This is a genomic window from Streptomyces sp. DG2A-72 (genome assembly GCF_030499575.1).
GTDB lineage: Bacteria > Actinomycetota > Actinomycetes > Streptomycetales > Streptomycetaceae > Streptomyces.
In genome coordinates, this window is record NZ_JASTLC010000001.1 from 2664688 (window position 1) to 2689905 (window position 25218).

At 70.7% G+C, this 25218-nt stretch carries 22 protein-coding genes and 1 pseudogene; 14 read left to right on the top strand and 9 right to left on the bottom strand.

Translation table 11 applies throughout. The features are described from left to right. Positions 1–359: 359 nt before the first annotated feature. The gene (gene nadA, locus QQY66_RS12760; protein ID WP_301979348.1) at positions 360–1544 is read left to right on the top strand and encodes a quinolinate synthase NadA; all 1185 of its coding nucleotides are present in this window, start codon (positions 360–362) and stop codon (positions 1542–1544) included. An 18-nt stretch (positions 1545–1562) separates the two neighbouring features. Here the strand turns inward: nadA and QQY66_RS12765 are convergent, their stop codons facing one another. From QQY66_RS12765 to QQY66_RS12790, 6 genes are all read right to left on the bottom strand, one after another. Beyond that, positions 1563–3800 carry a protein kinase gene (locus QQY66_RS12765; RefSeq protein ID WP_301979349.1) on the bottom strand — a complete coding sequence of 746 codons (2238 nt, stop codon included), beginning with the start codon at positions 3798–3800 and terminating at the stop codon, positions 1563–1565. A 177-nt stretch (positions 3801–3977) separates the two neighbouring features. After that, on the bottom strand, positions 3978–4190 hold the full coding sequence (locus QQY66_RS12770) for a hypothetical protein (protein WP_301987765.1): 213 nt from the start codon (positions 4188–4190) through the stop codon (positions 3978–3980). A gap of 129 nt (positions 4191–4319) precedes the next feature. Continuing rightward, entirely contained in the window at positions 4320–5003 is a 684-nt protein-coding gene (locus QQY66_RS12775; RefSeq protein WP_301979350.1) for a response regulator transcription factor, read from the bottom strand. Next, complete coding sequence (locus QQY66_RS12780) at positions 5000–6220, bottom strand: sensor histidine kinase (RefSeq protein WP_301979351.1); 1221 nt, start codon at positions 6218–6220, stop codon at positions 5000–5002. The genes QQY66_RS12775 and QQY66_RS12780 overlap by 4 nt, the downstream gene beginning before the upstream one ends. Positions 6221–6340: 120 nt before the next feature. Beyond that, positions 6341–6619 carry a hypothetical protein gene (locus tag QQY66_RS12785; RefSeq protein WP_301979352.1) on the bottom strand — a complete coding sequence of 93 codons (279 nt, stop codon included), beginning with the start codon at positions 6617–6619 and terminating at the stop codon, positions 6341–6343. A 19-nt stretch (positions 6620–6638) separates the two neighbouring features. Further along, positions 6639–7406 carry a PspA/IM30 family protein gene (locus tag QQY66_RS12790; protein ID WP_301987284.1) on the bottom strand — a complete coding sequence of 256 codons (768 nt, stop codon included), beginning with the start codon at positions 7404–7406 and terminating at the stop codon, positions 6639–6641. 272 nt (positions 7407–7678) lie between these two features. On the opposite strand from QQY66_RS12790, the pseudogene QQY66_RS12795 reads away from it, so the two are divergent. From QQY66_RS12795 to QQY66_RS12805, 3 genes and pseudogenes are all read left to right on the top strand, one after another. Beyond that, positions 7679–8307, top strand: a pseudogene (locus tag QQY66_RS12795) (DUF3043 domain-containing protein). Between the two features lie 86 nt (positions 8308–8393). After that, positions 8394–9095: a bifunctional 2-polyprenyl-6-hydroxyphenol methylase/3-demethylubiquinol 3-O-methyltransferase UbiG gene (locus QQY66_RS12800; protein WP_301979353.1), complete on the top strand. Its 702-nt coding sequence runs from the start codon at positions 8394–8396 to the stop codon at positions 9093–9095. A gap of 169 nt (positions 9096–9264) precedes the next feature. Then, complete coding sequence (locus tag QQY66_RS12805) at positions 9265–10332, top strand: S1C family serine protease (protein ID WP_301979355.1); 1068 nt, start codon at positions 9265–9267, stop codon at positions 10330–10332. Between the two features lie 41 nt (positions 10333–10373). Here QQY66_RS12805 and QQY66_RS12810 read toward each other — a convergent pair whose 3' ends face one another. After that, positions 10374–10586 carry a hypothetical protein gene (locus tag QQY66_RS12810; protein WP_301979357.1) on the bottom strand — a complete coding sequence of 71 codons (213 nt, stop codon included), beginning with the start codon at positions 10584–10586 and terminating at the stop codon, positions 10374–10376. Positions 10587–10738: 152 nt separating this feature from the next. Here QQY66_RS12810 and QQY66_RS12815 point away from each other — a divergent pair, with 152 nt between their 5' ends. Further along, the gene (locus tag QQY66_RS12815) at positions 10739–11941 is read left to right on the top strand and encodes a bifunctional adenosylcobinamide kinase/adenosylcobinamide-phosphate guanylyltransferase (RefSeq protein WP_301979359.1); all 1203 of its coding nucleotides are present in this window, start codon (positions 10739–10741) and stop codon (positions 11939–11941) included. Positions 11942–11949: 8 nt separating this feature from the next. On the opposite strand, the gene QQY66_RS12820 is transcribed toward QQY66_RS12815, so the two are convergent. Next, positions 11950–12693, bottom strand: coding sequence for a class I SAM-dependent methyltransferase (locus QQY66_RS12820; protein WP_301979360.1), 744 nt, complete (start codon positions 12691–12693; stop codon positions 11950–11952). A 140-nt stretch (positions 12694–12833) separates the two neighbouring features. Here QQY66_RS12820 and cobT point away from each other — a divergent pair, with 140 nt between their 5' ends. From cobT to QQY66_RS12835, 3 genes are all read left to right on the top strand, one after another. Beyond that, complete coding sequence (gene cobT, locus QQY66_RS12825) at positions 12834–13970, top strand: nicotinate-nucleotide--dimethylbenzimidazole phosphoribosyltransferase (RefSeq protein WP_301979362.1); 1137 nt, start codon at positions 12834–12836, stop codon at positions 13968–13970. Between the two features lie 61 nt (positions 13971–14031). Beyond that, a complete protein-coding gene (locus tag QQY66_RS12830) occupies positions 14032–15807 on the top strand; it encodes a phosphatidylglycerol lysyltransferase domain-containing protein (RefSeq protein ID WP_301979364.1) in 1776 nt (591 codons plus the stop codon). 10 nt (positions 15808–15817) lie between these two features. Further along, complete coding sequence (locus tag QQY66_RS12835; protein ID WP_301979366.1) at positions 15818–16528, top strand: hypothetical protein; 711 nt, start codon at positions 15818–15820, stop codon at positions 16526–16528. On the opposite strand, the gene QQY66_RS12840 is transcribed toward QQY66_RS12835, so the two are convergent. Next, positions 16465–17232, bottom strand: coding sequence for a hypothetical protein (locus QQY66_RS12840; RefSeq protein WP_301979368.1), 768 nt, complete (start codon positions 17230–17232; stop codon positions 16465–16467). The two genes, QQY66_RS12835 and QQY66_RS12840, sit on opposite strands and share 64 nt — an antisense overlap. Before the next feature lie 133 nt (positions 17233–17365). On the opposite strand from QQY66_RS12840, the gene QQY66_RS12845 reads away from it, so the two are divergent. From QQY66_RS12845 to QQY66_RS12870, 6 genes are all read left to right on the top strand, one after another. Continuing rightward, entirely contained in the window at positions 17366–18148 is a 783-nt protein-coding gene (locus QQY66_RS12845) for an adenosylcobinamide-GDP ribazoletransferase (RefSeq protein ID WP_301979369.1), read from the top strand. A gap of 91 nt (positions 18149–18239) precedes the next feature. Beyond that, positions 18240–18869, top strand: coding sequence for an RDD family protein (locus QQY66_RS12850; protein WP_301979372.1), 630 nt, complete (start codon positions 18240–18242; stop codon positions 18867–18869). Positions 18870–19086: 217 nt separating this feature from the next. Then, positions 19087–20616 (top strand): leucyl aminopeptidase, encoded by a 1530-nt coding sequence (locus QQY66_RS12855; RefSeq protein WP_301979373.1) that lies wholly within the window; start codon positions 19087–19089, stop codon positions 20614–20616. 281 nt (positions 20617–20897) lie between these two features. Next, the gene (lpdA, locus tag QQY66_RS12860) at positions 20898–22286 is read left to right on the top strand and encodes a dihydrolipoyl dehydrogenase (RefSeq protein ID WP_301979375.1); all 1389 of its coding nucleotides are present in this window, start codon (positions 20898–20900) and stop codon (positions 22284–22286) included. A gap of 59 nt (positions 22287–22345) precedes the next feature. Continuing rightward, positions 22346–24154: a 2-oxoglutarate dehydrogenase, E2 component, dihydrolipoamide succinyltransferase gene (gene sucB, locus QQY66_RS12865; protein ID WP_301979377.1), complete on the top strand. Its 1809-nt coding sequence runs from the start codon at positions 22346–22348 to the stop codon at positions 24152–24154. Positions 24155–24333: 179 nt separating this feature from the next. Beyond that, positions 24334–24957: a GntR family transcriptional regulator gene (locus QQY66_RS12870; RefSeq protein ID WP_301979378.1), complete on the top strand. Its 624-nt coding sequence runs from the start codon at positions 24334–24336 to the stop codon at positions 24955–24957. Positions 24958–25218 lie beyond the last annotated feature (261 nt).

Below are 25218 nucleotides of genomic sequence, written 5' to 3' on the forward strand. Positions count from 1 at the left end.
TCTCTCCCGGGTAGTACGGAGACTGCTTGCCGACGGTTGCAACCGGCGCGGCCGCGGATTCATTCCGGGCCCGCCCGAGACTTTCCCTTGGCTTGTCCCTTCATGCTCGCACATGCGCCCGGGAGCGGACAGCGGCCTGTGGACAGCGGCACGGACAGCGTGACAACGCCATGCGACGACGAGGTGTCGGGATTCACGTCACATCGACGCGATGGCCATCGTCAAACTGACGTGAAGCAGTTATGATAGATAGCGTCAAATCGACGAGAAGTCGCTTCTTCTCGCCGGTGAACGGTGTCCCGCATGTCCCGCCGACCCGCCCCGGGCCGGCGAGCCGCAGAACAGAAAGGGTTGGTGTCGTGACCACCGCCCAGACCCAGGAGCTCGACGTACAGCCGACGCCCCTCGCCCTGCTGCTCCTCGGCCGTGAGGCCGACCCGAGGAGCGAGCGCGGCGTCGAGTGTCCCGGCGACCTGCCCTCGCCGTCCGACCCGGACCTGGTCGAGCGTGCCCGCGCGGCCAAGGCCAAGCTCGGCAGCAAGGTCTTCGTGCTCGGCCACCACTACCAGCGCGACGAGGTCATCCAGTTCGCCGACGTCACGGGTGACTCCTTCAAGCTGGCCCGGGACGCGGCAGGGCGCCCCGAGGCCGAGTACATCGTGTTCTGCGGTGTGCACTTCATGGCCGAGTCGGCGGACATCCTGACCTCCGACGACCAGAAGGTGGTCCTGCCGGACCTCGCCGCCGGCTGCTCGATGGCCGACATGGCGACGGCCGAGCAGGTCGCCGAGTGCTGGGACGTGCTGACCGAGGCCGGGATCGCCGAGCAGGTCGTGCCGGTGTCGTACATGAACTCGTCCGCGGACATCAAGGCGTTCACGGGCAAGCACGGCGGCACGATCTGCACGTCGTCCAATGCCCAGCGGGCCCTGGAATGGGCCTTCGAGCAGGGCGAGAAGGTGCTCTTCCTGCCGGACCAGCACCTCGGCCGCAACACCGCCGTCCGCGACATGGGCATGTCCCTCGACGACTGCGTGGTCTACAACCCGCACAAGCCGAACGGCGGGCTGACGGCGGAGCAGCTGCGCGACGCCAAGATGATCCTCTGGCGGGGTCACTGCTCGGTGCACGGCCGCTTCTCGCTGGACTCGGTGAACGACGTCCGTGAGCGAATCCCCGGCGTCAACGTCCTCGTCCACCCCGAGTGCAAGCACGAGGTCGTCTCCGCGGCGGACTACGTCGGTTCGACCGAGTACATCATCAAGGCACTGGAGGCGGCGCCGGCCGGCTCCAAGTGGGCCATCGGCACGGAGCTGAACCTGGTCCGCCGGCTGGCGAACCGCTTCGCGCCCGAGGGCAAGGAGATCGTCTTCCTCGACAAGACGGTCTGCTTCTGCTCGACCATGAACCGCATCGACCTCCCCCACCTGGTCTGGGCCCTGGAGTCCCTGGCCGAGGGCAACCTGGTCAACCGCATCGAGGTCGACAAGGAGACCGAGGCGTTCGCGAAGCTGGCGCTGGAGCGGATGCTGGCGCTGCCGTAGGACCGATGCGAGGAGCGCTCACCCCGAGTTCCGCTCGGGGTGAGCCAGGTCGAGACTGAAGACGCTGCCGTCCGGGGTGTTCACGATCAGCGCGCCGCCGTACGACTGCACCTCGGACTTGATCACGTCGCCGCTCGCGAGCTGCTCGGCGTGCGCGCCCGTCTCCCACAGCAGCGTGCCCCCGCGTGCGTCGAGGGCCGCGACCCGGCCGCTGGTGCTGGCCAGATACAGGGTGCGAGTGCGGGCGTCGTACGTGGGTTTGCCCGAGCCCTCGGCGTCGGTCCGGGTCTGCCACAGCTGTTTGCCGGTCAGCGGGGATACGGCGGTCACCTGGCCGTTGGCCGCGGTGATCCACAGGGTGTCGGCGGCCAGCGTCACCGCGCCCTCGTAGGTCTTCGCCAGCTTCGTCGTGGTGGTGGCGCCGGTGTCCGGGTCGACCAGCAGGACCGTGCCGAACGTCAGCTCCTCGGGGCGCGTCGGTCCTGTGGTGCCGACCGCGAAGGCCAGCCTGCCGTCGACGGCGCCGAGCAGGCCGGTCGTGTACGGGATCTTCAGACGCCGGACCACCGACCCGTCGGTCGGCTTCAGCTCCAGGAACTCGGCGGCCTGGGTTTCGTCGTCCGGGAAGCAGTGCCGGTACAGGCCGGAACCGACGGTCAGGAACTGGCAGTAGTTGTCGGCGGGCACCTGCATGATCCACCGTTCGGTGCCGGTGCGCGGGGAGCGGGCCGTCACCAGCCGGCGGCTGCTGTCGGCGGTCAGGACGAGGTCGCCGGAGAGCATCTGGTCGATGCCCGTGTCGTTCACCTCGCGAGACCACAGCTGCTTGCCGCTCTCCGTGTCGAGGGCGACGACGCTGGTGCTGTCCACGGAGGCGCCCTTGTAGACGGCATGCCGCAGGAGCACCGCGCCGTCCCGCACGCCGAGGAGCGTGAAGTTGTTCAGCCCTGTCTCGCCGGAGTCGGCGGACGCGAGGGAGGCGCGCCAGACGGTGTTGCCGGTACGGCCGTCCAGACGTACGGGAAGGGCGTTGTTGCCCGCGCAGTAGACGGCGTCCTCGTACGTTCGGCAGGTGACGTCACCCGATGCGCCTCTCTCCGCCCCCAGCGCCTTGGCCTCGCCGCTCTGTGCCGTCTCGTACGCCGTCGTCTGCCAGGGCTGCCAGCCGGTGGGCAGCTCGCCCCACCGGGAGGCCGCGACCGGGGCGCTCGTCGCCTCCTGAGGGCTGTCCGCGAATCCCGGGCCGAACACCATGTACCCGAGCAGGCCCAGGGCCACCGCGCCCACCGTGCCCGCCGCCGCCAGCAGCGGGCGGACCCGGCGGCCCCGCCGGCGGACCCGCGGAAGCTTCGTCTTCGCCGCCGGGTCCGCCCCGGAGGAGGTCTCCTCGCTGGTCCGCAGCACATCCCGGCGGAGCGTCACGGTGGCCGGGTCGGCAGGGTTCGCTTCGGGCAGGGCGTCCGCGAACTCCTGGGCCAGCTCGTCCAGTTCGGGACGGTCCGCGGCCTCCTTCGCCAGGCAGCGCTCCAGGACCGCGCGCAACGGCTGTGCCACGCCGTCCAGCACTGGCGCCTCGTGGACGACCCGGAAGGCGGTCAGATAAGGGCTGTCGGCGTCGAAGGGCCCCCGCCCGGTGACCGAGAACACCAACAGCGCCCCGAGCGAGAAGACGTCCGAGGCGGGGCCGACCGTGCGGGCGTCGGTGAACTGTTCCGGGGACATGAAGGGCGGGGTGCCGATCATCTGGCCGGTCTCGGTCAGGGTGTTGTGGTTCTCGGCCGCACGGGATATTCCGAAGTCGATGACGCGCGGGCCGTCCTCGGCGATCAGGACATTGGCCGGCTTGAGGTCGCGGTGCACGACCCCCGCCCGGTGGATGTCCCGCAGCGCCTCCACCAGCCCCAGGGCCAGCCGCCGCAGTCCGGTGCCGCGGAGCCCCCCTTGGTCACGGATCCGCTGGGCGAGCGAGCTGCCGGGCACGTACTGGGTCGCCATCCAGGGCCGTACCGCCTCCGGGTCGGCGTCCACGACCGGTGCGGTGAAGGCTCCGCTCACCTTGCGGACGGCCTCGATCTCCTGCCGGAACCGGGCGCGGAAGACGGTGTCCTCGGCGTACTGGGCGTGCACCACCTTCACGGCGACATCACGGCCCGAGCGCGACCTGCCCCAGTAGACGACGCCCATGCCGCCGGTCCCGAGCCGGTCCACGAGCTTGTAGCCGCCGACCGACTTCGGGTCATCCTTGTGCAGTGGCACGCCCGGATCCCCTTCGCCGCAAAGCAGTTCGGGCCACAGGATACGTAACGGCAGAACGGCGGCGGCCGGGGATCAGGCCGTCACACGCCCGCAGGCTCCGGCTCCTCGGAAGCCGACGTCGGCTGCGGGGGCAGCTTCGCCTCCCTCTTGGCCGCCCGCTTCTTCGCCCGGCGCTCCTTACGCAGTTCGAGCATCGCGTAGAGCGTCGGGGCCAGGAGCAGGGTCAGCAGAAGTCGCGCCGCCCATGGCGTCGACGCCCTCGAGCGCGTCCGGGGACGCGCCCTGGTACGGGGCGAGCACGGACACCATGGGAAGTTCGATGGAGGGCAGCAACTGCTGCTTGAGCTGTGGGATCGCGATCGCTCCGAAAGCGAGCGCGACGATCGACATCAGCCCTATGAGGGCCCGTTGCGCGAGGCTGAATTACACCCTGAGCCATCGCCGGACGGTGATCCGTCGACCCTGGGTCCCGTTCCTCATCTCTCGCCTACTCCGGCCGCAGTACGGACCGGGCGGAGCTCACTCCACCCTTGGACGTACCAGCCCCGACTCGTACGCGATCACCACGAGCTGGGCCCTGTCCCGCGCGCCCAGCTTGGCCATGGCCCGGTTGACGTGCGTCTTCACGGTCAGCGGGCTGACTTCGAGACGTTCGGCGATCTCGTCGTTGGAGTGTCCGCCGGCGACCTGGACCAGCACCTCGCGCTCCCGCCCGGTGAGCGCCGCGAGGCGTTCGGCACGGGCGGGGTCGCGGTCGTCGTCCGCCGCGTTGCCCTGGGCGAGGAAGCGGGCGATCAGGCCCTTGGTGGCGGCCGGGGACAGCAGCGCCTCCCCGCCGGCCGCGACCCGGATCGCGTTGAGGAGTTCCTCGGGTTCGGAGCCCTTGCCGAGGAAGCCGGAGGCGCCCGCGCGCAGCGACTCCACCACGTAGTCGTCGACCTCGAACGTCGTCAGGATCACCACCCGGACCTGCGCGAGGCTCGGGTCGGCACCGATCATGCGGGTGGCCGCGAGTCCATCCGTACCCGGCATGCGGATGTCCATCAGGACGACGTCGGCGCGCTGTTCCTTGGCAAGCCGCACCGCCTCCGCACCGTCGGACGCCTCGCCCACCACCTCCATGTCGGGCTCGGAGTCGACGAGCACACGAAAGGCGCTGCGCAGCAGCGCCTGGTCGTCAGCGAGCAGGACACGGATGGTCATACGGAGTCCTTCGCTGGGCTGGTGCGGGTCTTGACCGGCAGGATCGCATGCACACGGAAACCGCCGCCGTACCGGGGACCGGTGGTGAGGGTGCCGCTCAGGGCGGTGACCCGCTCCCGCATCCCGATCAGCCCGTGCCCGCCGCCGGCCTCGGGGGCGTCGTCCTCCCCGGCGCCGTTGTCGAGCACCGTGATCTCGATGTTCTCTCCCACGCGTACGACGCTGATCTCGGCCTTGGCCTCGGTGCCGGCGTGCTTCTGCACATTGGTGAGGGCTTCCTGGATGACGCGGTAGGCGGCCAGGTCGACGGCGGCGGGCAGCACGTTGCCGTGGTCGGCGCGGGCGACCTCGACATGCAGTCCGGCGCTGCGGAAGGTGCCGACGAGTTCGTCGAGGCGGACCAGGCCGGGCGCGGGCTCGGTCGGCGCCTCGGGGTCGTCGGACTGCCGCAACAGGCCGACGGTGGCGCGGAGTTCGTTGAGCGCGGAGCGGCTGGCCTCGCGTACGTGGGCCAGGGCCTCCTTGGCCTGGTCGGGCCGCTTGTCCATGACATGGGCGGCGACTCCGGCCTGCACATTGACGAGCGCGATGTGGTGGGCGACCACGTCATGCAGGTCCCGGGCGATCCGCAGCCGCTCCTCGGCGACCCGGCGGCGGGCCTCCTCCTCACGGGTACGCTCGGCCCGCTCGGCGCGCTCACGGATGGCGTGCACGACCGCACGCCGGCTGCGGACCGCGTCACCGGCGGTGGCGCCGATGCCGGTCCAGGCGAGGACGCCGAGGTTTTCCTGGGCATACCAGGGGAGCGGGCCGGCGAGCATCGCGGAGCCGGTCAGCACGGTCATGGTGAGCAGGCCGACGCGCCAGGTGGTGTGCCGGTCGGTGCTGGCGGCGACGGTGTAGAGCGCGATGACCGCGGACATGGCGACGGGGGCGCGCGGGTCGCCGGTGACGGACTCGATGAGCGAGGCGGTGCCGGTGAAGGCGAGGACCGGCTTGGGGGCGCGGCGCCGGAAGACCAGGGCGGCGGCGCCGAGCGTGATGAGAACCAGACTGAGGGCGTCGGGGCTGTGCAGGCTCCAGGGGACGCTGTCCTTGCCACGCGGGTCCACGAAGGAACCGGCCACCATGCAGGCGAGCACGGCGGCCGCGAGCGCCGCGTCCAGCGCCAGCGGGTGCGTGGTCAGCCACTGCCGGGCGCGATTGATGCTGCTCACGCTCGCAACAGTACGTCCTGAGGGCTGCCGCCCCCAGACCCCCGCTTCGGCCTGAACAGCCTCGTCCTCAGACACCGGACGGGCTGGATGATGCGGACCGGCGCCGAGAAGAGCCGTCCCTCACCCCGGAATCAGCCCGTCGTCACTCAGCATCTCCCGGACCTCCTCCAGTGTCGCGTCCGGGGACGGGAGGATCAGTTCTGAGGGTTCCAGGGAGTCGTCCGGCAGGGGTTCGCCCAGTTCGCGGACCTTCTGGAGGAGGGCATGGAGAGTGGCGCGGAAGCCTGGGCCGTCGCCGCTCTCCATCTCCTGAAGGAGTTCGTCGTCCAGCTTGTTCAGCTCGGTGAAGTGGCTGTCGGCCAGCCTCACCTGCCCCTCCCCCATGATCCGTACGATCATGTCGCCCTCCGTATGGCGATTACTGCTTGTCGAAGCGCGGGGTGTCCTGCGGCTGCTGCTGGGACTGCGACTGGTCCTTGCCGCCCTCGATGGCCTGCTGCGACGAGGAGCCGCCGGCCAGCTCGGCCTTCATGCGCTGCAGTTCCAGCTCTACATCCGTACCACCGGAGAGGCGGTCCAGCTCGGCCTGGATGTCGTCCTTGTGCATCCCGGACTGGTCGTCGAGGGCACCGGAGGCGAGAAGCTCGTCGATCGCGCCGGCGCGCGCCTGGAGCTGCGCGGTCTTGTCCTCGGCACGCTGGATGGCCATGCCGACGTCGCCCATCTCCTCGGAGATGCCGGAGAAGGCCTCACCGATCCGGGTCTGGGCCTGGGCGGCGGTGTAGGTGGCCTTGATGGTCTCCTTCTTCGTACGGAAGGCGTCGACCTTGGCCTGGAGGCGCTGGGCTGCCAGGGTGAGCTTCTCCTCCTCGCCCTGGAGCGTCGCGTGCTGCGTCTCGAGGTCCGTCACCTGCTGCTGGAGGGCGGCGCGGCGGGACAGCGCCTCACGCGCCAGGTCCTCGCGGCCGAGGGCGAGCGCCTTGCGGCCCTGGTCCTCCAGCTTGGTGGACTGTGACTGGAGCTGGTTGAGCTGCAACTCCAGGCGCTTGCGCGAGGTCGCCACGTCGGCGACACCGCGGCGGACCTTCTGGAGCAGCTCCAGCTGCTTCTGGTACGAGTAATCGAGGGTTTCGCGCGGGTCCTCGGCCCGGTCAAGGGCCTTGTTCGCCTTCGCGCGGAAGATCATCCCCATACGCTTCATGACACCGCTCATGGGCTTCGCGCGCCCCCTTCTGACGGACTACATCCAGCTCCTGCGACAGAACCCACAGTACGGGCCCTGCATCCATTACCGCACTGTTCGGGGACGGATGCGCTCATCCCCAAGGACGACTGCGTTCGGCCCCGCTCCGGCGTAGGGAGTAGGTGACCCCTGAGAGCGACCCCCGAGAGCAGCGCCCCTTCTGTCCCACTAATACGACTGGTGTTGCCGGATCGTTCCCCGCGGGGCTGGGGTCCATGCCTCAGACCCCGTACCCTTGGGTTTTGTGTTCCGTAGCCGTGCCAAGGACGAGAAGGCCGCGAACGCCGACAAGGCGTCGCTGACCGACTCCACTCAGACCCGTGACCCGCAGGCCCCGAAGGGCAGGCCCACTCCCAAGCGGAGTGAGGCCCAGTCCCAGCGCCGCAGCGTCGCCAATACGTCGATGACCCGCAAGGACGCCGTCAAGCGTCAGCGCGAGGAGCGCCGTGCCGCCCTGGACAAGCAGCGCCAGGCGCTGGCCGGCGGCGACGAGCGCTATCTGCCCGCGCGTGACAAGGGGCCGGTGCGCAAGTACGCGCGGGCCTTCATCGACTCGCGGTTCAACGTCGCGGAGTTCTTCCTGCCGATGGCCGTGGTCATCCTCGTGCTGAGCATGGTGCGGGTGGCCTCGTTGCAGAACATCGCGCTGCTGCTGTGGCTGGTCGTGATCGTGCTGATCGTGCTCGACTCGATCGCCACCGGTTACCGCCTCAAGAAGGGGCTGGCCGAGCGCTTCCCGGACGAGAACAAGCGCGGCGCCGTCGCCTACGCGCTGATGCGCTCTCTCCAGATGCGTCGGCTCCGGCTGCCGAAGCCGCAGGTCAAGCGCGGGGAGCGGCCCTGACCGGCACGGCTTCGTTCTCGGGGGGCGCGGCGGATGCCTGGCTGAGCAAGCTGGGCGGGCTCCGTGACGTCGTACGCCAGGAGCTGGTGGCCCGCCAGCTCGACGAGCAGATAGCCGGCCGGTTCCCGGTCGGGCGGCGGCTGCGCGTGCTCGACGTGGGGATGGGCCAGGGCACGCAGGCGCTGCGACTGGCCCGGGCCGGACATCAGGTGACCGGGGTCGAGCAGGATCCGAAGATGATCTCCGTGGCGCGGGAGGCCCTGTCCGCCGAGCCGGAGGGGATCCGGGAGCGGATGCGGATCGTCCAGGGCGACGGCCGTGACACCGGCGTGCACTTCCTGCCGGGCAGTTTCGACGTGGTGTTGTGTCATGGCGTGCTCATGTACGTCGATGATCCCGACCCGCTGCTGGCGGGGCTGGCCCGGATGCTCGCCCAGGGCGGTCTGCTGTCGCTGCTGGTGCGCAACGCGGACGCGCTGGCGATGCGGCCGGGCCTGTCCGGCGACTGGGCGGGCGCGCTGGGCGCCTTCGACACCGTGTCCTACCGGAACCGGCTCGGGCTCGACGTCCGTGCGGACCGGCTGGACGCGCTGACCGGGACGCTGGCCGGGATCGGGGCGCCGCTGCACGCCTGGTACGGCGTGCGGATCTTCACGGACACGGCTGCCGACGGGGCCGGGACACCCGGCGACATCGACGCGCTGCTGGCCGCGGAGGAGCGGGCCGGGCGGACGGATCCGTACCGGCGCGTGGCGGCGCTGCTGCATCTGTGCGGGGTGCGTGGGTAAGCGCTCCGCCGGTTGCGCTGTTTGCCGCGGGCCGGTGGGGGCTGGTCGCGCCCACACGGCGGTAGCCGCACATCGACACAGCCCCGCGCCCCTTACGGGGCCCGGTTCCTGAAGCCCGTTCGGGTCAACAGCGGGGGACGGGTATTCACCCCGCCGCGAGACTCGGGGCATGGACGCTTCCCGTATCCGTGCCCTGCGGCTCGCCGCCGCGCTCGCTTGCTCCCTGGCGCTCGTCTCCGGTTGTTCCGACTCCGGGTCGCCTCGGTCCTCGGAGTCGGAGAAGACGACCAAGCAGGCCGCCGTGCCGGTCGTGGACAGCGAGTTGCAGGACGACTACACGAAGGTGATCAAGGACGTTCTGCCGTCGGTCGTGCAGATCCAGGCCCGGAACGATCTGGGCTCCGGGGTGGTGTACGACAACCTGGGCCACATCGTCACCAACGCGCATGTCGTCGGGAACGAGAAGACCTTCCAGGTGACGACCGCCAACAGCGAGGACGTACTGACCGCCAGGCTCGTCTACGCGTACCCGGACCAGGATCTCGCCGTCATCAGGCTGAACGACGTACCGGACGGTCTCAAGGCCGCGAAGTTCGGGGACTCCGCGAAGGTCGAGGTCGGGCAGATCGTCCTCGCGATGGGCTCGCCACTCGGGCTGTCGTCGAGCGTGACGCAGGGGATCGTGTCGGCGACCGGACGGACCGTCAGCGAGGGGCGGACCGGCGGCGGTACGGGCGCGACCATCGCGAACATGGTGCAGACGTCGGCCGCCATCAATCCCGGCAACAGCGGCGGCGCCCTGGTGAACCTCGACGGCGAGGTCATCGGCATCCCGACGCTCGCCGCCACCGACCCCAACGTCGGGGACGCCGCGGCGCCCGGCATCGGGTTCGCGATCCCCGCGTCGATGGTGAAGACGGTCGCCGACCAGATCATCAAGGACGGCAAGGTGACGGACTCGGGCCGGGCCGCGCTCGGCATCACCGGCCGTACGGTCGTCGACGACGACTACCGGGCCGCCGGGGTCGCGGTCGTCGCGGTGACGAACGGCGGGGCGGCCGACCGGGCGGGACTGGAGGCCGGGGACATCATCACCAAGCTCGGCGACACCGACATCACCACCATCACCTCGCTGACGGAGGCGCTGGCCACGCAGAAGCCGGGGGACAAGACGACGGTGACGTTCACGCGCAACGACGCCGAGAAGACGGTGGATGTGACGCTGGGTGAGCAGTGAGGAGGGGCGGCCGGTTTACGGTCGCCCCTCCCTCGTCCGTCTTACGCGTCCGCGGCGTGCAGGCTCATCGGGCCGTAGATCTCCGTGGCGTCCTCGAACAGGCGGACCTGGTCCGCACCGCCGGCGAGCAGGTCTTTCCAGTACTCGCCGAGCCAGGACTCGGCGTCTCCCTGCGTGGTGAACTCCTCGGGCTGCACCGCGGGCTGGACCTCCGCGCCGTCGGCCTTCTCGAATCGCCACGTCCATAGGGCCATGTGCGCCTCCCGTGTTTGAGCGGTTACGGAGCAGCAGCGTATGCGGTTGTTCGTTGTCTGCGGCGGAGTGGGGGCTTGTCGCGCAGTTCCCCGCGCCCCTTAACGGCGTCTCCGTCACGCAAGATCAGCAGAGACCGGCGAAAATCAACTTCGTGGACGTGACTCTGCTCGGTACCGGTGCCCCCGCGGGGCTGCCCCGCCCCGACTGTCCCTGTGCGGTCTGTGCCGCCGCGCTCGGGCCGGATGCGCGGGCGGCTACCGCGTTGCTCGTGGACGGGGTGCTGCTGATCGATCTGACGCCCGGTGCCGCCTTTGCCGCCGCTCGGGCCGGGCGGTCGCTCGGGGGCGTGCGGCAGGTGCTGTTGTCGCATCCGCATGATGGGCCGGCCGTGGAGGTGCCGGCGGGGGTGCCGGGGCCGGGGCGGGTGCCGGATGGGCGGGAGTTGGCGTTGTTGACGGGGCATCGGGTGCGGGCCGTGGCGATGGACGCGGGCGGTACGGGGTATGCGGTGACCGGCCCGGATGGGCACCGGCTGCTGTATGTGCCGCCGGGCAGCGCGCCGGCCGGGCTGGAGGAGGGGGACGGAGAGGCGTACGACATGGTCGTCGCCGATGTCGTGGGGCGGCCGGACGCGTTGGCACGGCTGCGGGCGGTGGGGGCCGTTGGGCCGACGACGGATGTCATCGCCGTACATCTGGATCACGACGTACCGCCGGGGGCCGAGTTGCGGCGGCGGCTCGCGGCGGCCGGGGCGCGGGCCGTGCCGGACGGGACGACGCTGGTCGTGGGGGTGTACGAAGACGTACCGGATGTGCCGCGGCGGACGCTGGTACTGGGCGGGGCGCGGTCGGGGAAGTCCGTGGAGGCCGAGCGGCGGCTGGAGGCGTTTCCCGATGTGCTGTATGTCGCCACCGGCGGCACGCGGGACGAGGACAGCGAGTGGGCCGCGCGGGTGGCCGCGCATCGGGAGCGGCGGCCGGGGTCCTGGCGTACGGCGGAGACGTGTGACCTGGTGCCGTTGTTTCAGGCCGATGGGGCGCCGTTGCTGATCGACTGTCTGTCGCTGTGGCTGACGGACGCGATGGACTCCGTCGGGGCGTGGGACGACGCGGTGTGGGCCGACGGGGGTGAGCGGGCGTTGCGGGAGCGGGTGCGGGAGCTGACCGGGGCCGTGCGGGCGGCTCGGCGGACCGTTGTCGCCGTGTCGAACGAGGTGGGGTCGGGGATCGTGCCGGCCACCGCCTCCGGGCGGCGGTACCGGGACGAGTTGGGACGCTTGAACGCGGCGTTCGCGGGCGAGTGCGAGCAGGTGCTGCTGGTGGTGGCGGGGCAGGCGGTGGTGTTGCGGGGGTGAGCCGGGGCTCAGGTCTTGCAGGCGATGACCCGGTACGTCGCCGAGAGGTCCGTCGGGGAGAGACGGGGGCGGCGGTCTGCCGAGACGATCGTGCAGCCCTGGGACTCCAGCTCCGTGCGGAGGTTGGCCAGGGGGGTCAGATGGGCGTGGGTGGGGTGGGACTGGGGGAGCCAGTGCTTGCCGAGGAGGGTGGCGTACGCGGACTGCGGGTTCGAGGTCTCGATCACCAGGTGGCCGCCCCTTCGGAGGACCATGAGCGCGGCGCGGATCTCCTCGCGGGGCTCGGGCGCGTGCTGCAGGTGGTGGAGGAGGCTCACCACGTCGTAGCGGGCGCGTAGCAGGGTCCTGACGACGGGGTCCGTCAGGTTGCCCACGTAGGCCTCTTCGATGCGCTCCGCCGCATGCGCCCGCAGCACACGCGAGGTGGGGTCCAGACCGTCGAAGGAGGTGTACGGGAAGAGGTCCCGCGCCGTCTCCGGGAAGCGGGCCTCGCCCGTGCCCACGTCCAGCCAGCTCTCCGGTTCGGGGCGCAGCCGCAGCATCGCGCGGGCGGTGGCACGGTGGTGACGGCGCATCGGCGCACAGCCCTTGGCGTGCTCACCGGAGAGCTGGTCCAACAGCACGTCCTCGGCGGTGCGTTGGGGATTGCGGAAGACATGGGCGCAGTCCTGGCACTCGTCCACGGCGCCCGTACGGGCGCGGAGCAGTTTCGAACCGCACCATGGGCAGTCGTCGCGGCGTGCGGGTGGCATGGGCGGCTCCCCTGAGGACGTACGACATTCCACTGCAAAACGGAACGTATGGGATCGCGATCTTGGGTGCAATGACGTCGTGTGCGCGTGGTGGCGATGTGGCGCTGTTCCGTTCGATCGGGGCCGGTACTGTTCGGCGAATGAGCTCGCTTAATCTCGACGACTTCACCGATCTGATCGAGCGCCCCGACGGCGGGGTGCGCCGCGATGCGGAGGCGCGCCGGGAACGTCAGATCGTGCCGCCCGGAGCACTGGGCCGCCTCGACGACCTGGGTGAGTGGCTGGCGGCGGCGCAGAGCGCCGTGCCGGTGCGGCCGATCGAACAACCGCGGGTGGTGCTGTTCGCCGGCGACCACGGGGTCGCCGGACTGGGTGTCTCCGCACGGCCCGCGGGCAGCGCCGGAGCGTTGGTGCGGGAGGTTCTGGAGGGCGGCCGGCCGGTCTCCGTCCTGGCCCGGCGGCTGGGCGTGCCCGTGCGGGTCGTGGACATGGCGCTGGACTGCGATCCGGAGACGCTGCCCGACGAGGTCGTACGGCATCGGGTACGGCGGGGCAGTGGACGTATCGACGTCGAGGACGCGCTGACGGCGGAGGAAGCCGAGGCCGCGTTCCGGGCCGGGGTCGCGGTGGCCGACGAAGAGGCCGACTCCGGTACGGATCTGGTGGTGCTCGGCGATGTGAGCGTGGGCGGGACCACGGCGGCGGGTGTCCTGGTCGCCGCGCTGTGCGGGACCGATGCGTCGGTCGTGACCGGGCGCGGAGGGCTCGCCATCGACGATCTCGCGTGGATGCGGAAGTGCGCCGCGATTCGCGATGCGCTGCGGCGGGCCCGGCCCGTGCTCGGCGATCAGTTGCAGCTGCTGGCGACGGTGGGCGGTGCCGACCTCACCGCCATGACCGGGTTTCTGCTGCAGAGCGCGGTGCGGAAGACGCCGGTGATCCTGGACGGGGTCGTGGCGGCCGCCTGTGCGCTGGTGGGCCAGCGGATCGCGTTCCGAGCACCGGACTGGTGGCTGGCCGCGCACAGCAGCGGGGAACCGGGCCAGGCGAAGGCCCTCGACCGCATGGCCCTCGAGCCGCTCCTCGACCAGGGCGTGACGGTGGGGGAAGGGGCGGGAGCACTGCTGGCGCTGCCGCTGGTGCAGGCCGCGGCGGCGTTGGCGGCGGAACTGCCGGAGAAGGCAGAGGCGGCCGAAGAGGCCGAAGAGGTCCAGGAGGCTGAGAAGGCGCAGGAGGCCGAGAAGGCCCCGGAGGCTGAGAAGGCGGCGGACGAGTAGGGAAGGACGGGGGCAAGCCATGTGCCGCAATCGGTAAATTTGCCCCATATCATCCCTCCCCATGGGAGATACCCGCGTTGATGTGAAGTCGGGATCCAGGGAAGGGCAGGGGGCGGTGGCCTCGCGGCGGGCAGCTGCCTTTGCCGTCTGGTATTTGCGGGTCGTCGCGTTCGTCAACTTCCTCAGCGCGGTGTGGGTGTCCCTGGGCCAGGACGTGCGGCGGCACAACCAGGAGAACTACTTCACGCCGTATCTGCTGACCGCCGGTTTCGCCTCCGGTGTGTTCACGGCGTTTCTGGCGATCACGATGCGGCGCCGCAAGCGGGCGGCGTGGATTCTGAACCTCGTGCTCAGCGGGCTGTTCCTGCTGCTGCTCGCCTTCGCCATGTTCTTCCCGGAGATCCGGCGGCATGCGCAGAACTGGGTGTCACTCGTCCTGACCGCCGCCTTCGTGGCGTCGCTGCTCGTCGGGCGGCGGGAGTTCTACGCCAAGGGCGACCGGTCCAACCCGAAGCTCGCCGCCGCCGTCGCGGTGGGCGGGCTGCTGGTCTGTTCGCCGCTGGCGGCGCTGCTGGTGACGGTCACCAACCAGGCGCACGACGAGCACCGTTCGACGTTCGCCGACCGCTGGTGGTACGGGACGCTGCGGCTCGTCTCGGTCGTCGCCGACGACTCCCGCTTCCCCGGCATCACGAGCCCCAATTGGGTCAACGTCACCATCAACGTGCTCAGCACGCTGCTCGTCCTCGCCGTCTTCTACGCCGCCTTCCGCTCCCGGCGCGCCGTCGACCCGCTCACCGAGGACGACGAAACGCTGCTGCGGGCGCTGCTGGAGCGGCACGGCGAGCGTGACTCGCTCGGGTATTTCGCACTGCGCCGGGAGAAGAGCGTCGTCTGGTCGCCGACCGGCAAGGCGGCCGTCGTGTACCGGGTCGTGAGCGGTGTGGCGCTGGCCTCCGGAGATCCGGGCGGCGATCCGGAGGCGTGGCCGGGTGCCATCGAGCCGTGGCTGGCCCAGGCGCGTGAGCACGGGTGGATCCCGGCCGTGATGGGGGCGAGCGAGGAGGCCGGGACCGTGTACGCGCGGCACGGGATGGACGCGCTGGAGCTCGGTGACGAGGCCGTGGTGGAGGTCGCCGAGTTCACGCTGGAGGGGCGGGCCATGCGGACCGTACGGCAGGCGTACAACCGGGTGAAGCGCGCGGGGTACGTCGTCCGCATCCGGCGGCACGAGGACATTCCGGCCGACGAGATGACGTACCTGCTCCAGCGCGCGGACGACTGGCGCGACGGGGCCACCGAGCGTGGGTTCAGCATGGCGCTGGGACGGCTCGGGGATCCGGACGACGGGCGGTGCGTGATGCTCGAATGCGCCGACGGCCAGGGCGAGTTGAAGGCGCTGCTGTCCTTCGTGCCCTGGGGGCCGCGCGGGCTCTCCCTCGACCTGATGCGGCGGGACCGGGACGCCGACAACGGGCTGATGGAGTTCATGGTGATCGACCTTCTGAATCGTGCCCAGGAGATCCAGATCACGCAGGTTTCGCTCAACTTCGCCATGTTCCGCTCGGTCTTCGAACGTGGTGCACGCATTGGCGCCGGACCGGTGCTGAGGCTGTGGCGGTCGCTCCTCAGCTTCTTCTCGCGCTGGTGGCAGATCGAGTCGCTGTACCGCGCCAACGCCAAGTACCGGCCCATCTGGGAACCGAGGTTCCTGCTCTTCGAGAAGAGCGCGGACCTGCCCCGCATCGGCATCGCCGCGGCCCGCGCGGAGGGGTTCCTGGAGGCGCCGGGACTGCCGAAGTGGATGCACCGCAAGCATCTTCAGACGCGTAGATGAGGTCGCACAGATGAGTACGCTCGCCCGCTGGGCCCGCGCCGAATGGGGACTGCTGTACGTCACCGTGCGCGGAGCGATCGCCGAGCGGCGCCGGCGGGCGATTCCGATGACGATCGGCGCCGTGTGCCTGACGGCTCTGCTGCATTTCGTCCACAGCCAGTCCTGGGGCTACGGGTTCGTCCAGGACGTGGGGGCCGTACGGGCCGAGGATCCCCTGTGGCCGGCGCTGCTGCGGACTCCGCTGTCGCTGTTCGTGCCCGCGCTGGATCTGCCGGTGTGGGGAGGCCTCGTACAGATCCTGCTGGTGTTCGGGATCGCCGAGATCTGTCTGGGGAGGTGGCGCACGCTCGCCGTCGCGTACGCCGCGACGCTCGCCGGAACGCTGTACGCGCGCGTGGGCATCGCGCTCGGTCCGGGCGGGCTGCTGGGGCTGCCCGCGTCGGACGCGTATGTCGTGGACACGGGGCCGTCGGCGGCCGTGGTGGGGCTCGCCGTGTTCCTCGGCTGGCGTTACCGGGCGTACGTCACCGCGGGGGCGGTGATTCTGGCGATGGTGGTCGAGGTGCTGGTGAAGGAGAACCTGGCCGGCAAGGAGCATCTGGCGGCGATCGCGGGGGTGCTGGTGCTGTGTGCCGTGTGTGCGCTGCGGGCGGTGCGTCAGCGGCGGTCGACGGAGCGGGCCGGTTCCACCGGATCGGGTTTGCCGCCGATCCAGTCCTGAAGCCGGCGGCTCGGGCCCGCCCAGCGGCGGTCGTGGCGGTAGGCACGGCGGAGGGACTTGGCGCGGGCGCGGGGGCGGCGGCGGTAGAAGCGCTTGGCCCAGGGGGAGCCGGGGCGGGCCAGGCGGATCGTGCCGACCACGGCGATGATCGGGACGATGACGCCGAAGATCGCGGTGCGGGCCTTGCCCTTGCTCAGGGCGAGCAGCGAGAAGGCGAAGTTCGTGAGGACGGTGCTGATGACGGTGGAGCGGTTCTGCAGGTCGTCGTCGTCCAGGTCGTTGACGCCGAAGGGGGTGTAGCCGACGAGGACCAGGCCGACGAGGGCGGCGGTCAGCACCACGACCTCCACGCTCTTGCGGCCCGCTTCCGTCCAGTAGACGTCGTCGAGGTGGAGGATCAGGGCGAACTCGTCGAGGAGGAGGCCCGCGCCGATGCCGAAGATCACGGCGGCGAGGGCCGAGCCGAAGCCGCGGGTGCCGCCGGCTACCGCGCCGAAGCCGCCGATGACGGTGAGGACGACTCCGGGGACGACGTGATGGATGTGTACGCCGCCGGCCTTGATGTTGCCGAAGGGGCCCTTGCCTGCGCGGATCAGGCGGGTGATGAGGCGGGTGACGAGGAAGGTGACGACGAAGGCGGTCAGGGCGAGGAGCAGGGGGAGTTTGCCCGGTTCGATGATGTTGTGCTCCAGCCAGTGCCCCATGTGTGACAGTTTGCCCGGAGTGGGGGTGGGTGTCGTGTCGGTGCGGCGTGTGGGGTGGTTGCGGAGGGGGTGGGTCGCGCAGCCCGGCGCTTGCGGGGTGCCGCGCAGTTGGGCGCGGTTGTAGCCTTCCCGGATGTCCAGGACCCCTCCCCTTCATGGCCTTCGTTTTGCCTTTGGGACGCTCAGCGTGCTGCCTGTGAAGGTGGTGCGGTGGGATCGGGGGGCTGCGCGGGGTGGCATGTTGGGTGCTCCGTTGGTCGGGGGCGTCGTGGGGGGTGCCGCGGCCGGGCTCGGGCTCCTGTTGCTGCTTGTTGGTGCCGCGCCCCTGCTCGCCGCCGTGGCCACCGTGGCCGTGCCCACCGTGCTCACTCGGGGGCTGCACCTCGACGGGCTGGCCGACACCGCCGATGGGCTCGGCAGCGGGAAGCCCGCGGAGGATGCGCTGCGGATCATGAAGCAGTCGGACATCGGGCCGTTCGGTGTGATCACGCTCGTGTTCGTGCTCCTCGCCCAGGTGGCCGCCCTGACCGAGGCTTACGACGGCTCCTGGGCCCGGGGTGCCTTCGCCGCCGTCGTCTCCGCGACCGTCGGCCGGCTGGCGCTCACGACCGCCGCGCGGACCGGGGTGCCGGCCGCGCGGCCGGAGGGGCTGGGGGCCACGGTCGCCGGAGTCGTGCCGGTGCGCGGGGCGGTGCTGGCCGCCCTCGCGGTCACCGGGCTGGCCGCCGGCGCGGGCGCGGCCTTCGGGGCGTACGGCATCGTCCAGGCGGGCGCCGCCGTCGTCCTCGCCCTCTCCGCCGCCGAGCTTCTGCTGCGGCACTGCGTCCGCCGCTTCGGCGGGGTCACCGGTGATGTCTTCGGCGGGCTCGAGGAGACGGCGGCGACGGCGGCGCTCGTCGTTCTGTCACTGGGCTGACACGAAATCCCGCTCGGCCCTTCGCTCCCACGCTCCCGTCACTAGTCTCGTCCGCCGAAACCGACAAGTGACCGTCATCGGGGGGACGTCCATGCCGAAACTTCGCCGTACCGCGGCCTGGCTCATCGACTTCGCTCTGGTGGTCGCGCTGGCCACCGGGCTCGCCGTGCTCACCTTCCACCGGATATCCGCGCTCGTCACCGATGTGCCCGAACTCGCCACGCGCAGCGGTTTCGACCTGCTGACCTCACGCGGCGACGTCATCGACGCCTCGGAGAACCTGGGCCTCTCCGTGTGGAACAAGTCGGTGCTCTACGTCGAGCAGGCCTTCGGGCTGCTGATCGTGGTCACCTTCCTGTACCAGTGGGCCTCGTTGACCTTCCTCGGCCGCACCCTGGGCAAGGCCCTGACGGGGCTGAAGGTCACCCCCCGCGCGGGACGCCGGGCCGCGCTGCGGGCCGCGGTCACCACCACGGCGGACGTCGTCGTGTACGCGCTCGCCTGCGTCCTGCTGATCGAGGGGCAGTTCGTACTCTCCGTGCTGGTGTGGGCCCTCGCCGTCGCGGCCTTCTTCTGCAACGCCCTGCCCGTGCTCGGCCCCAACTGCCGCTCCCTCGCCGACCGGCTGGCCGGCACGGAGGTCACGGGCCTCGGGCCGGCCACGTCCGGGATGCCCCAGCCGGCCGTCGGCATGTACGGCAACGCACCCCACGGGTGGTGAGCATCCGGAAGTTGCCATGACGCCACCGACGGGTGAACGCCCGAGGGCGGAGCGAACGCTCATACGCGCGTAGGCTCGGTCCCGGGTGTTCGCCGACAGGGTGAAGGCCCCGGACGAGTCCAACCCTCAGGCCAGGTCTAGGGTCGGCCGACGGGCCCGGTCGACCCACTCCCATCGGCCACAGCAACTTCACATTCGGAAGCGAGATATCACCACCGTGACTGCTCTCACTCTCAGCACCGCCTCGGCGCCCGGCCTGCGGGCCGACGCGATCGTGATCGGTGTCGCCAAGGGCGCCAAGGGACCCGTCGTCGCACCGGGCGCCGAGGCCGTGGACAAGGCTTACGACGGCAGGCTCGCCGGCGTCCTGGAGACCCTCGGTGCCTCCGGTGCCGAGGGCGAGGTGACGAAGCTCCCCGCGCCGTCGGGCTTCAAGGCACCGCTCGTGGTGGCGGTCGGCCTGGGCGCCGAGCCGCAGAAGGACGCCCAGTTCGACGGCGAGACGCTGCGCAAGGCCGCCGGTACGGCCGCCCGCGCCCTGGCCGGAACCAAGAAGGCCGCCTTCGCCCTACCGCTCACGGACGCCGCCGACGCCGGTGCCGTCGCGGAGGGCGCGCTGCTGGGCGCGTACTCCTTCGACACCTACAAGGAGAACGGCAAGGGCGGCAAGGACGCGAAGAACGGCAAGGCGCCGCTCGCCGAGGTCGCCCTGCTCGGCGGCAAGCCCCGCGACAAGGCGTACAAGGCGGCCGTCGAGCGCGCCACCGCCGTCTCCGAGGAGCTGAACCGCGCCCGCGACCTGATCAACACCCCGCCGAACGACCTCAACCCGGAGTCCTTCGCCGCCGTCGCCCAGACCGCGGCCAAGGAGCACGGCATCAAGGCGCAGGTGCTCGACGTGAAGGCCCTGGAGAAGGGCGGCTACGGCGGCATCCTGGGCGTCGGCGTCGGTTCGGCCGCCGGTCCCCGGCTGGTCAAGCTGTCGTACACGCACGCCAAGGCGAAGAAGCACCTCGCCTTCGTCGGCAAGGGCATCACGTACGACTCGGGCGGCATCTCGCTGAAGCCGGCCGGGCACAACGAGACGATGAAGTGCGACATGAGCGGTGCGGCGGCCGTCTTCGGCGCCGTCGTCGCCGCCGCGCGCCTCGGGCTCGAGGTCAATGTCACCGGCTGGCTGGCGCTGGCAGAGAACATGCCGTCGGGCACGGCGACGCGGCCGGGTGACGTGCTGCGGATGTACAGCGGCAAGACCGTGGAGGTGCTCAACACCGACGCGGAGGGGCGGCTTGTGCTCGCGGACGCGCTGTGGGCCGCCTCCGAGGAGAAGCCGGACGCGATTGTCGACGTGGCGACGCTGACCGGGGCGATGGTGCTGGCGCTGGGGAACCGGACGTTCGGGGTCATGGCCAACGACGAGGCGTTCCGCTCCGCGGTGTGCGAGGCCTCGGAGGAGGTCGGTGAGGCTGCGTGGCCGATGCCGTTGCCTGAGCACCTGCGTAAGGGGATGGATTCTCCCACTGCTGACATCGCGAACATGGGTGAGCGGATGGGTGGTGGGCTGGTCGCCGGTCTGTTCTTGCGCGAGTTCGTCGGCGAGGGCATCACCTGGGCGCACATCGACATCGCGGGGCCGGCCTTCAATGAGCAAGGGCCCTTCGGGTACACGCCGAAGGGTGGTACGGGGTCGGCTGTGCGGACGTTGGTGCGGCTTGCCGAGCTGACGGCTGCGGGGGATCTGGGGTGATGTTCGCCTAGGGGGTCGGTCCTGTCCGTCGTATCGCGGCTGCGGGGGTGTGGGGGCTGGTCGCGCAGTTCCCCGCGCCCCTAGGTGCGTCACCTCGCCGTGCGTTTCAAAGGTGCTGTGTCTCACACCCCGGCCCCGCGTCTCGTCCTGTGCCGACAAGTGCGAAGATGGGGCACGGCAGGACAGGGCCCCACCGAAGGGCCGAAGAGTAGCGGCCGGACACCAGCCGCCTGCCGGTCACCGCAGACCGGCGTACGGCGCACATGCATGGAGGACGTGACGTGGCGAACGACGCCAGCACCGTTTTCGACCTAGTGATCCTCGGCGGTGGTAGCGGTGGTTACGCCGCGGCCCTGCGCGGGGCGCAGCTGGGCCTGGACGTCGCCCTGATCGAGAAGGACAAGGTCGGCGGTACCTGCCTGCACCGGGGTTGCATTCCCACCAAGGCCCTGCTGCACGCGGGCGAGATCGCCGACCAGGCCCGCGAGAGCGAGCAGTTCGGTGTGAAGGCCACGTTCGAGGGCATCGACATCGCCGGGGTCCACAAGTACAAGGACGGCGTGATCGCCGGTCTGTACAAGGGGCTCCAGGGGCTCGTCGCCTCGCGCAAGGTCACCTACATCGAGGGTGAGGGGCGGCTCTCCTCCCCCACCTCCGTCGACGTCAACGGCCGGCGCGTCCAGGGCCGCCACGTCCTGCTGGCGACCGGCTCCGTGCCGAAGTCGCTGCCGGGCCTGGAGATCGACGGCAATCGCATCATCTCTTCGGACCACGCCCTCGTCCTGGACCGCGTACCGCAGTCCGCGATCATCCTGGGCGGCGGTGTCATCGGCGTCGAGTTCGCCTCCGCCTGGAAGTCCTTCGGCTCCGACGTCACCGTCATCGAGGGCCTGAAGCACCTCGTCCCGGTCGAGGACGAGAACTCCTCCAAGCTTCTTGAGCGCGCGTTCCGCAAGCGCGGCATCAAGTTCAACCTGGGCACCTTCTTCTCGAAGGCCGAGTACACCGCGAACGGTGTCAAGGTCACCCTCGCCGACGGCAAGGAGTTCGAGGCCGAGGTCCTGCTCGTCGCCGTCGGCCGCGGTCCGGTCTCCGCCGGTCTCGGCTACGAGGAGCAGGGCGTCGCCATGGACCGCGGCTACGTCCTCGTCGACGAGTACATGCGTACCAACGTCCCGACCATCTCCGCCGTCGGCGACCTGGTCCCGACGCTCCAGCTCGCGCACGTCGGCTTCGCCGAGGGCATCCTGGTGGCGGAGCGTCTGGCCGGTCTGAAGACCGTTCCGATCGACTACGACGGTGTCCCGCGGGTGACCTACTGCCACCCCGAGGTCGCCTCCGTCGGCATCACCGAGGCCAAGGCCAAGGAGATCTACGGCGCGGACAAGGTCGTCGCTCTGAAGTACAACCTCGCGGGCAACGGCAAGAGCAAGATCCTGAACACCGCGGGCGAGATCAAGCTCGTCCAGGTCAAGGACGGTGCGGTGGTCGGCGTCCACATGGTCGGCGACCGCATGGGCGAGCAGGTCGGCGAGGCCCAGCTGATCTACAACTGGGAGGCGCTGCCGGCCGAGGTCGCCCAGCTCGTCCACGCCCACCCGACGCAGAACGAGGCGCTCGGCGAGGCCCACCTCGCCCTGGCCGGCAAGCCGCTCCACTCGCACGACTGACCCTCGGTCGACGAAGCGACGACTCAGACTTCCGCAATTCGTAAGGAGCAACCGAAACCATGGCGGTTTCCGTAACCCTTCCGGCGCTCGGCGAGAGCGTCACCGAGGGCACTGTCACTCGCTGGCTGAAGGCCGAGGGTGAGCGCGTCGAGGCCGACGAGCCGCTGCTCGAGGTCTCCACCGACAAGGTCGACACCGAGATCCCCTCCCCCGCCGCCGGCGTCCTGGCCTCCATCAAGGTCGCCGAGGACGAGACGGTCGAGGTCGGCGCCGAGCTGGCTGTCATCGACGACGGCACGGGCGCGGCTGACGCCACCCCGCCTGTGGCTGAGGTACCGGCCCCGGCGCCCGAGCCCGCCCCGGCCGCCGCCGCACCGTCCACCGAGCAGGCCGCCCCGGCTCCGGCGCCCACCGCCGAGGCCACCGCCGGCTCCGCCGAGGGCACGGACGTGGTCCTGCCCGCGCTCGGCGAGTCCGTCACCGAGGGCACCGTCACCCGCTGGCTGAAGTCGGTCGGTGACAGCGTCGAGGCCGACGAGCCGCTGCTGGAGGTGTCGACGGACAAGGTCGACACCGAGATCCCGGCGCCCACCTCCGGCACGCTGCTGGAGATCGTGGTCGGCGAGGACGAGACGGCCGAGGTCGGCGCCAAGCTGGCCGTCATCGGCGTCGCGGGTGCCGCTCCGGCGGCAGCCCCGGCCCCGGCGGCTCCGGCTCCCGCCGCCGCTGCCCCGGCTCCGGCCGCGCCCGTGGCTCCGGCTGCCCCCGCGGCTCCTGCCGCCCCGGCCGCGCCCGCCGCTGCCGCCCCGGCTCCGGCCCAGCCCGCCGCTCCGGCTCCCGCGCCTGCCGCTCCGGCCCCCCCGTCGGCGGAGCCGACTAAGGCAGCACAGCCCCCGGCCCCGGCCGCTCCGGCTCCCGCCGCGCAGGCCACCGACGAGGGCGCCTACGTCACCCCCCTGGTGCGCAAGCTCGCCGCCGAGAACGGCGTCGACCTGGCCACCGTCAAGGGCACCGGCGTCGGCGGCCGTATCCGCAAGCAGGACGTCATCGCCGCCGCCGAGGCCGCGAAGGCCGCCGCCGCTGCCCCGGCCCCCGCCGCGGCTGCTCCGGCCGCCGCGAAGAAGGCACCGGCGCTGGAGGTCTCCCCCCTCCGTGGCCAGACCGTCAAGATGCCGCGCATCCGCAAGGTCATCGGCGACAACATGGTCAAGGCCCTGCACGAGCAGGCCCAGCTGTCCTCGGTCGTCGAGGTCGACGTCACCCGGCTGATGAAGCTGCGTGGCCGGGCCAAGGACGCGTTCGCGGCCCGTGAGGGCGTCAAGCTCTCCCCGATGCCGTTCTTCGTCAAGGCCGCGGCCCAGGCGCTGAAGGCGCACGCGCCCATCAACGCCAAGATCAACGAGGCCGAGGGGACCATCACCTACTTCGACACCGAGAACATCGGTATCGCGGTGGACTCCGAGAAGGGCCTGATGACCCCGGTCATCAAGAACGCCGGTGACCTCAACATCGCCGGTATCGCCAAGGCCACGGCCGACCTGGCGGGCAAGGTCCGGGCCAGCAAGATCACGCCGGACGAGCTGTCGGGCGCGACCTTCACCATCTCCAACACCGGTTCGCGCGGTGCGCTCTTCGACACGATCATCGTGCCGCCGGGCCAGGTCGCGATCCTCGGCATCGGCGCCACGGTCAAGCGCCCGGCCGTCATCGAGACGGAGGAGGGCACGGTCATCGGCGTCCGCGACATGACCTACCTGACCCTCTCCTACGACCACCGCCTGGTCGACGGCGCCGACGCGGCCCGTTACCTGACGGCGGTCAAGGCGATCCTGGAGGCAGGCGAGTTCGAGGTCGAGCTCGGCCTGTAATCAGCCACTTCGCTTGCACGGCGCCCCCGCCCGGAGTTTCCCGGGCGGGGGCGCCGTGTTTGTACCGTCACTGCGCGGTGTAACTCTCCTCTCACCTGCATGGAAGCGCCCCCGTGCGCCCTTCCCGAACCGGCCGGTGGCCTTATTGTCTAAACGTCAAACGCCTTTAAGGAGCCCTCATGACCGCCCCCGTCATCCACTCGCTGCGCGAACAGATCCGCGAGCACATCGTGGAGGGGATCGTCAGCGGGCGCTGGAAGCCGGGCGAGCGGATCGTGGAGCGGCGCATCGCGACCGAGCTGGAGGTCAGCCAGACGCCCGTACGGGAGGCACTGCGCGAGCTGGAGTCGCTGCGGCTGATCGAGTCGGCGCCCAACAAGGGCGTACGGGTGCGGAATCTGACCGCCGCCGACCTGGAGGAGAGCTACCCGGTCCGGGCCGGCCTGGAGGCGATCGCGGCCGAGCTGGCGGCGGAGCGGCTGGCGCAGGACTGCTCGGCCCTGGAGCCGCACGTCGCCGCCCTCTACGACGCCGACGCCGCGTCGGACGGCACGGCGCAGGTACGGCACACGGTCGGCTTCCACCGGGAGCTGGTGCGGGCGGCCGGGAACTCGGTGCTGCTGCACACCTGGGAAGGGCTCGGCATCGAGGTCTTCACGGCGCTGTCGATCCGGTGGCTGGGGACGGTGCAGCAGTCGTACGCGGAGGAGCACGAGGAACTGGTGCAGGCGTTCCGGCGCCGGGACCCGCGGATCGCCGAGATCGTGAAGGCCCATGTGCTGGGGTGCGCACCGCGCGCCTGAGGCCCCTCGAACACCGGAGCAGAGCCCCGCTCAAACGCTTCCCGACCTGCGAAAATCCTTGCCCCGAGCGTCACCCCGTGCCACTGCCGAAGGCACCCCGTGCCGACTTTCTCGTGATCAAGAGGTTTTGCATCTCAACCCTTTGATCGATCATCGATCAGGGAGTTACAGTCGCCGATGAGCTTCCACCGAAGCTCCAGCCCTGTCCTGCCAAAGACCAAGGGCACCCCTGAACCCTTACCGATGAGGGAACCCCCTTCG

Coding starts and splice junctions, on each gene's coding strand:
- QQY66_RS12770 (WP_301987765.1), bottom strand. CDS start 4,190: ATGTCGATCGTCGCGCTCGCTTTCGGAGCGATCGCGATCCCACAGCTC.
- QQY66_RS12775 (WP_301979350.1), bottom strand. CDS start 5,003: ATGACCATCCGTGTCCTGCTCGCTGACGACCAGGCGCTGCTGCGCAGC.
- QQY66_RS12785 (WP_301979352.1), bottom strand. CDS start 6,619: ATGATCGTACGGATCATGGGGGAGGGGCAGGTGAGGCTGGCCGACAGC.
- QQY66_RS12790 (WP_301987284.1), bottom strand. CDS start 7,406: ATGATCTTCCGCGCGAAGGCGAACAAGGCCCTTGACCGGGCCGAGGAC.
- QQY66_RS12805 (WP_301979355.1), top strand. CDS start 9,265: ATGGACGCTTCCCGTATCCGTGCCCTGCGGCTCGCCGCCGCGCTCGCT.
- QQY66_RS12810 (WP_301979357.1), bottom strand. CDS start 10,586: ATGGCCCTATGGACGTGGCGATTCGAGAAGGCCGACGGCGCGGAGGTC.
- QQY66_RS12820 (WP_301979360.1), bottom strand. CDS start 12,693: ATGCCACCCGCACGCCGCGACGACTGCCCATGGTGCGGTTCGAAACTG.
- cobT (WP_301979362.1), top strand. CDS start 12,834: ATGAGCTCGCTTAATCTCGACGACTTCACCGATCTGATCGAGCGCCCC.
- QQY66_RS12830 (WP_301979364.1), top strand. CDS start 14,032: ATGGGAGATACCCGCGTTGATGTGAAGTCGGGATCCAGGGAAGGGCAG.
- QQY66_RS12835 (WP_301979366.1), top strand. CDS start 15,818: ATGAGTACGCTCGCCCGCTGGGCCCGCGCCGAATGGGGACTGCTGTAC.
- QQY66_RS12840 (WP_301979368.1), bottom strand. CDS start 17,232: ATGGGGCACTGGCTGGAGCACAACATCATCGAACCGGGCAAACTCCCC.
- QQY66_RS12845 (WP_301979369.1), top strand. CDS start 17,366: ATGTCCAGGACCCCTCCCCTTCATGGCCTTCGTTTTGCCTTTGGGACG.
- QQY66_RS12850 (WP_301979372.1), top strand. CDS start 18,240: ATGCCGAAACTTCGCCGTACCGCGGCCTGGCTCATCGACTTCGCTCTG.
- sucB (WP_301979377.1), top strand. CDS start 22,346: ATGGCGGTTTCCGTAACCCTTCCGGCGCTCGGCGAGAGCGTCACCGAG.
- QQY66_RS12870 (WP_301979378.1), top strand. CDS start 24,334: ATGACCGCCCCCGTCATCCACTCGCTGCGCGAACAGATCCGCGAGCAC.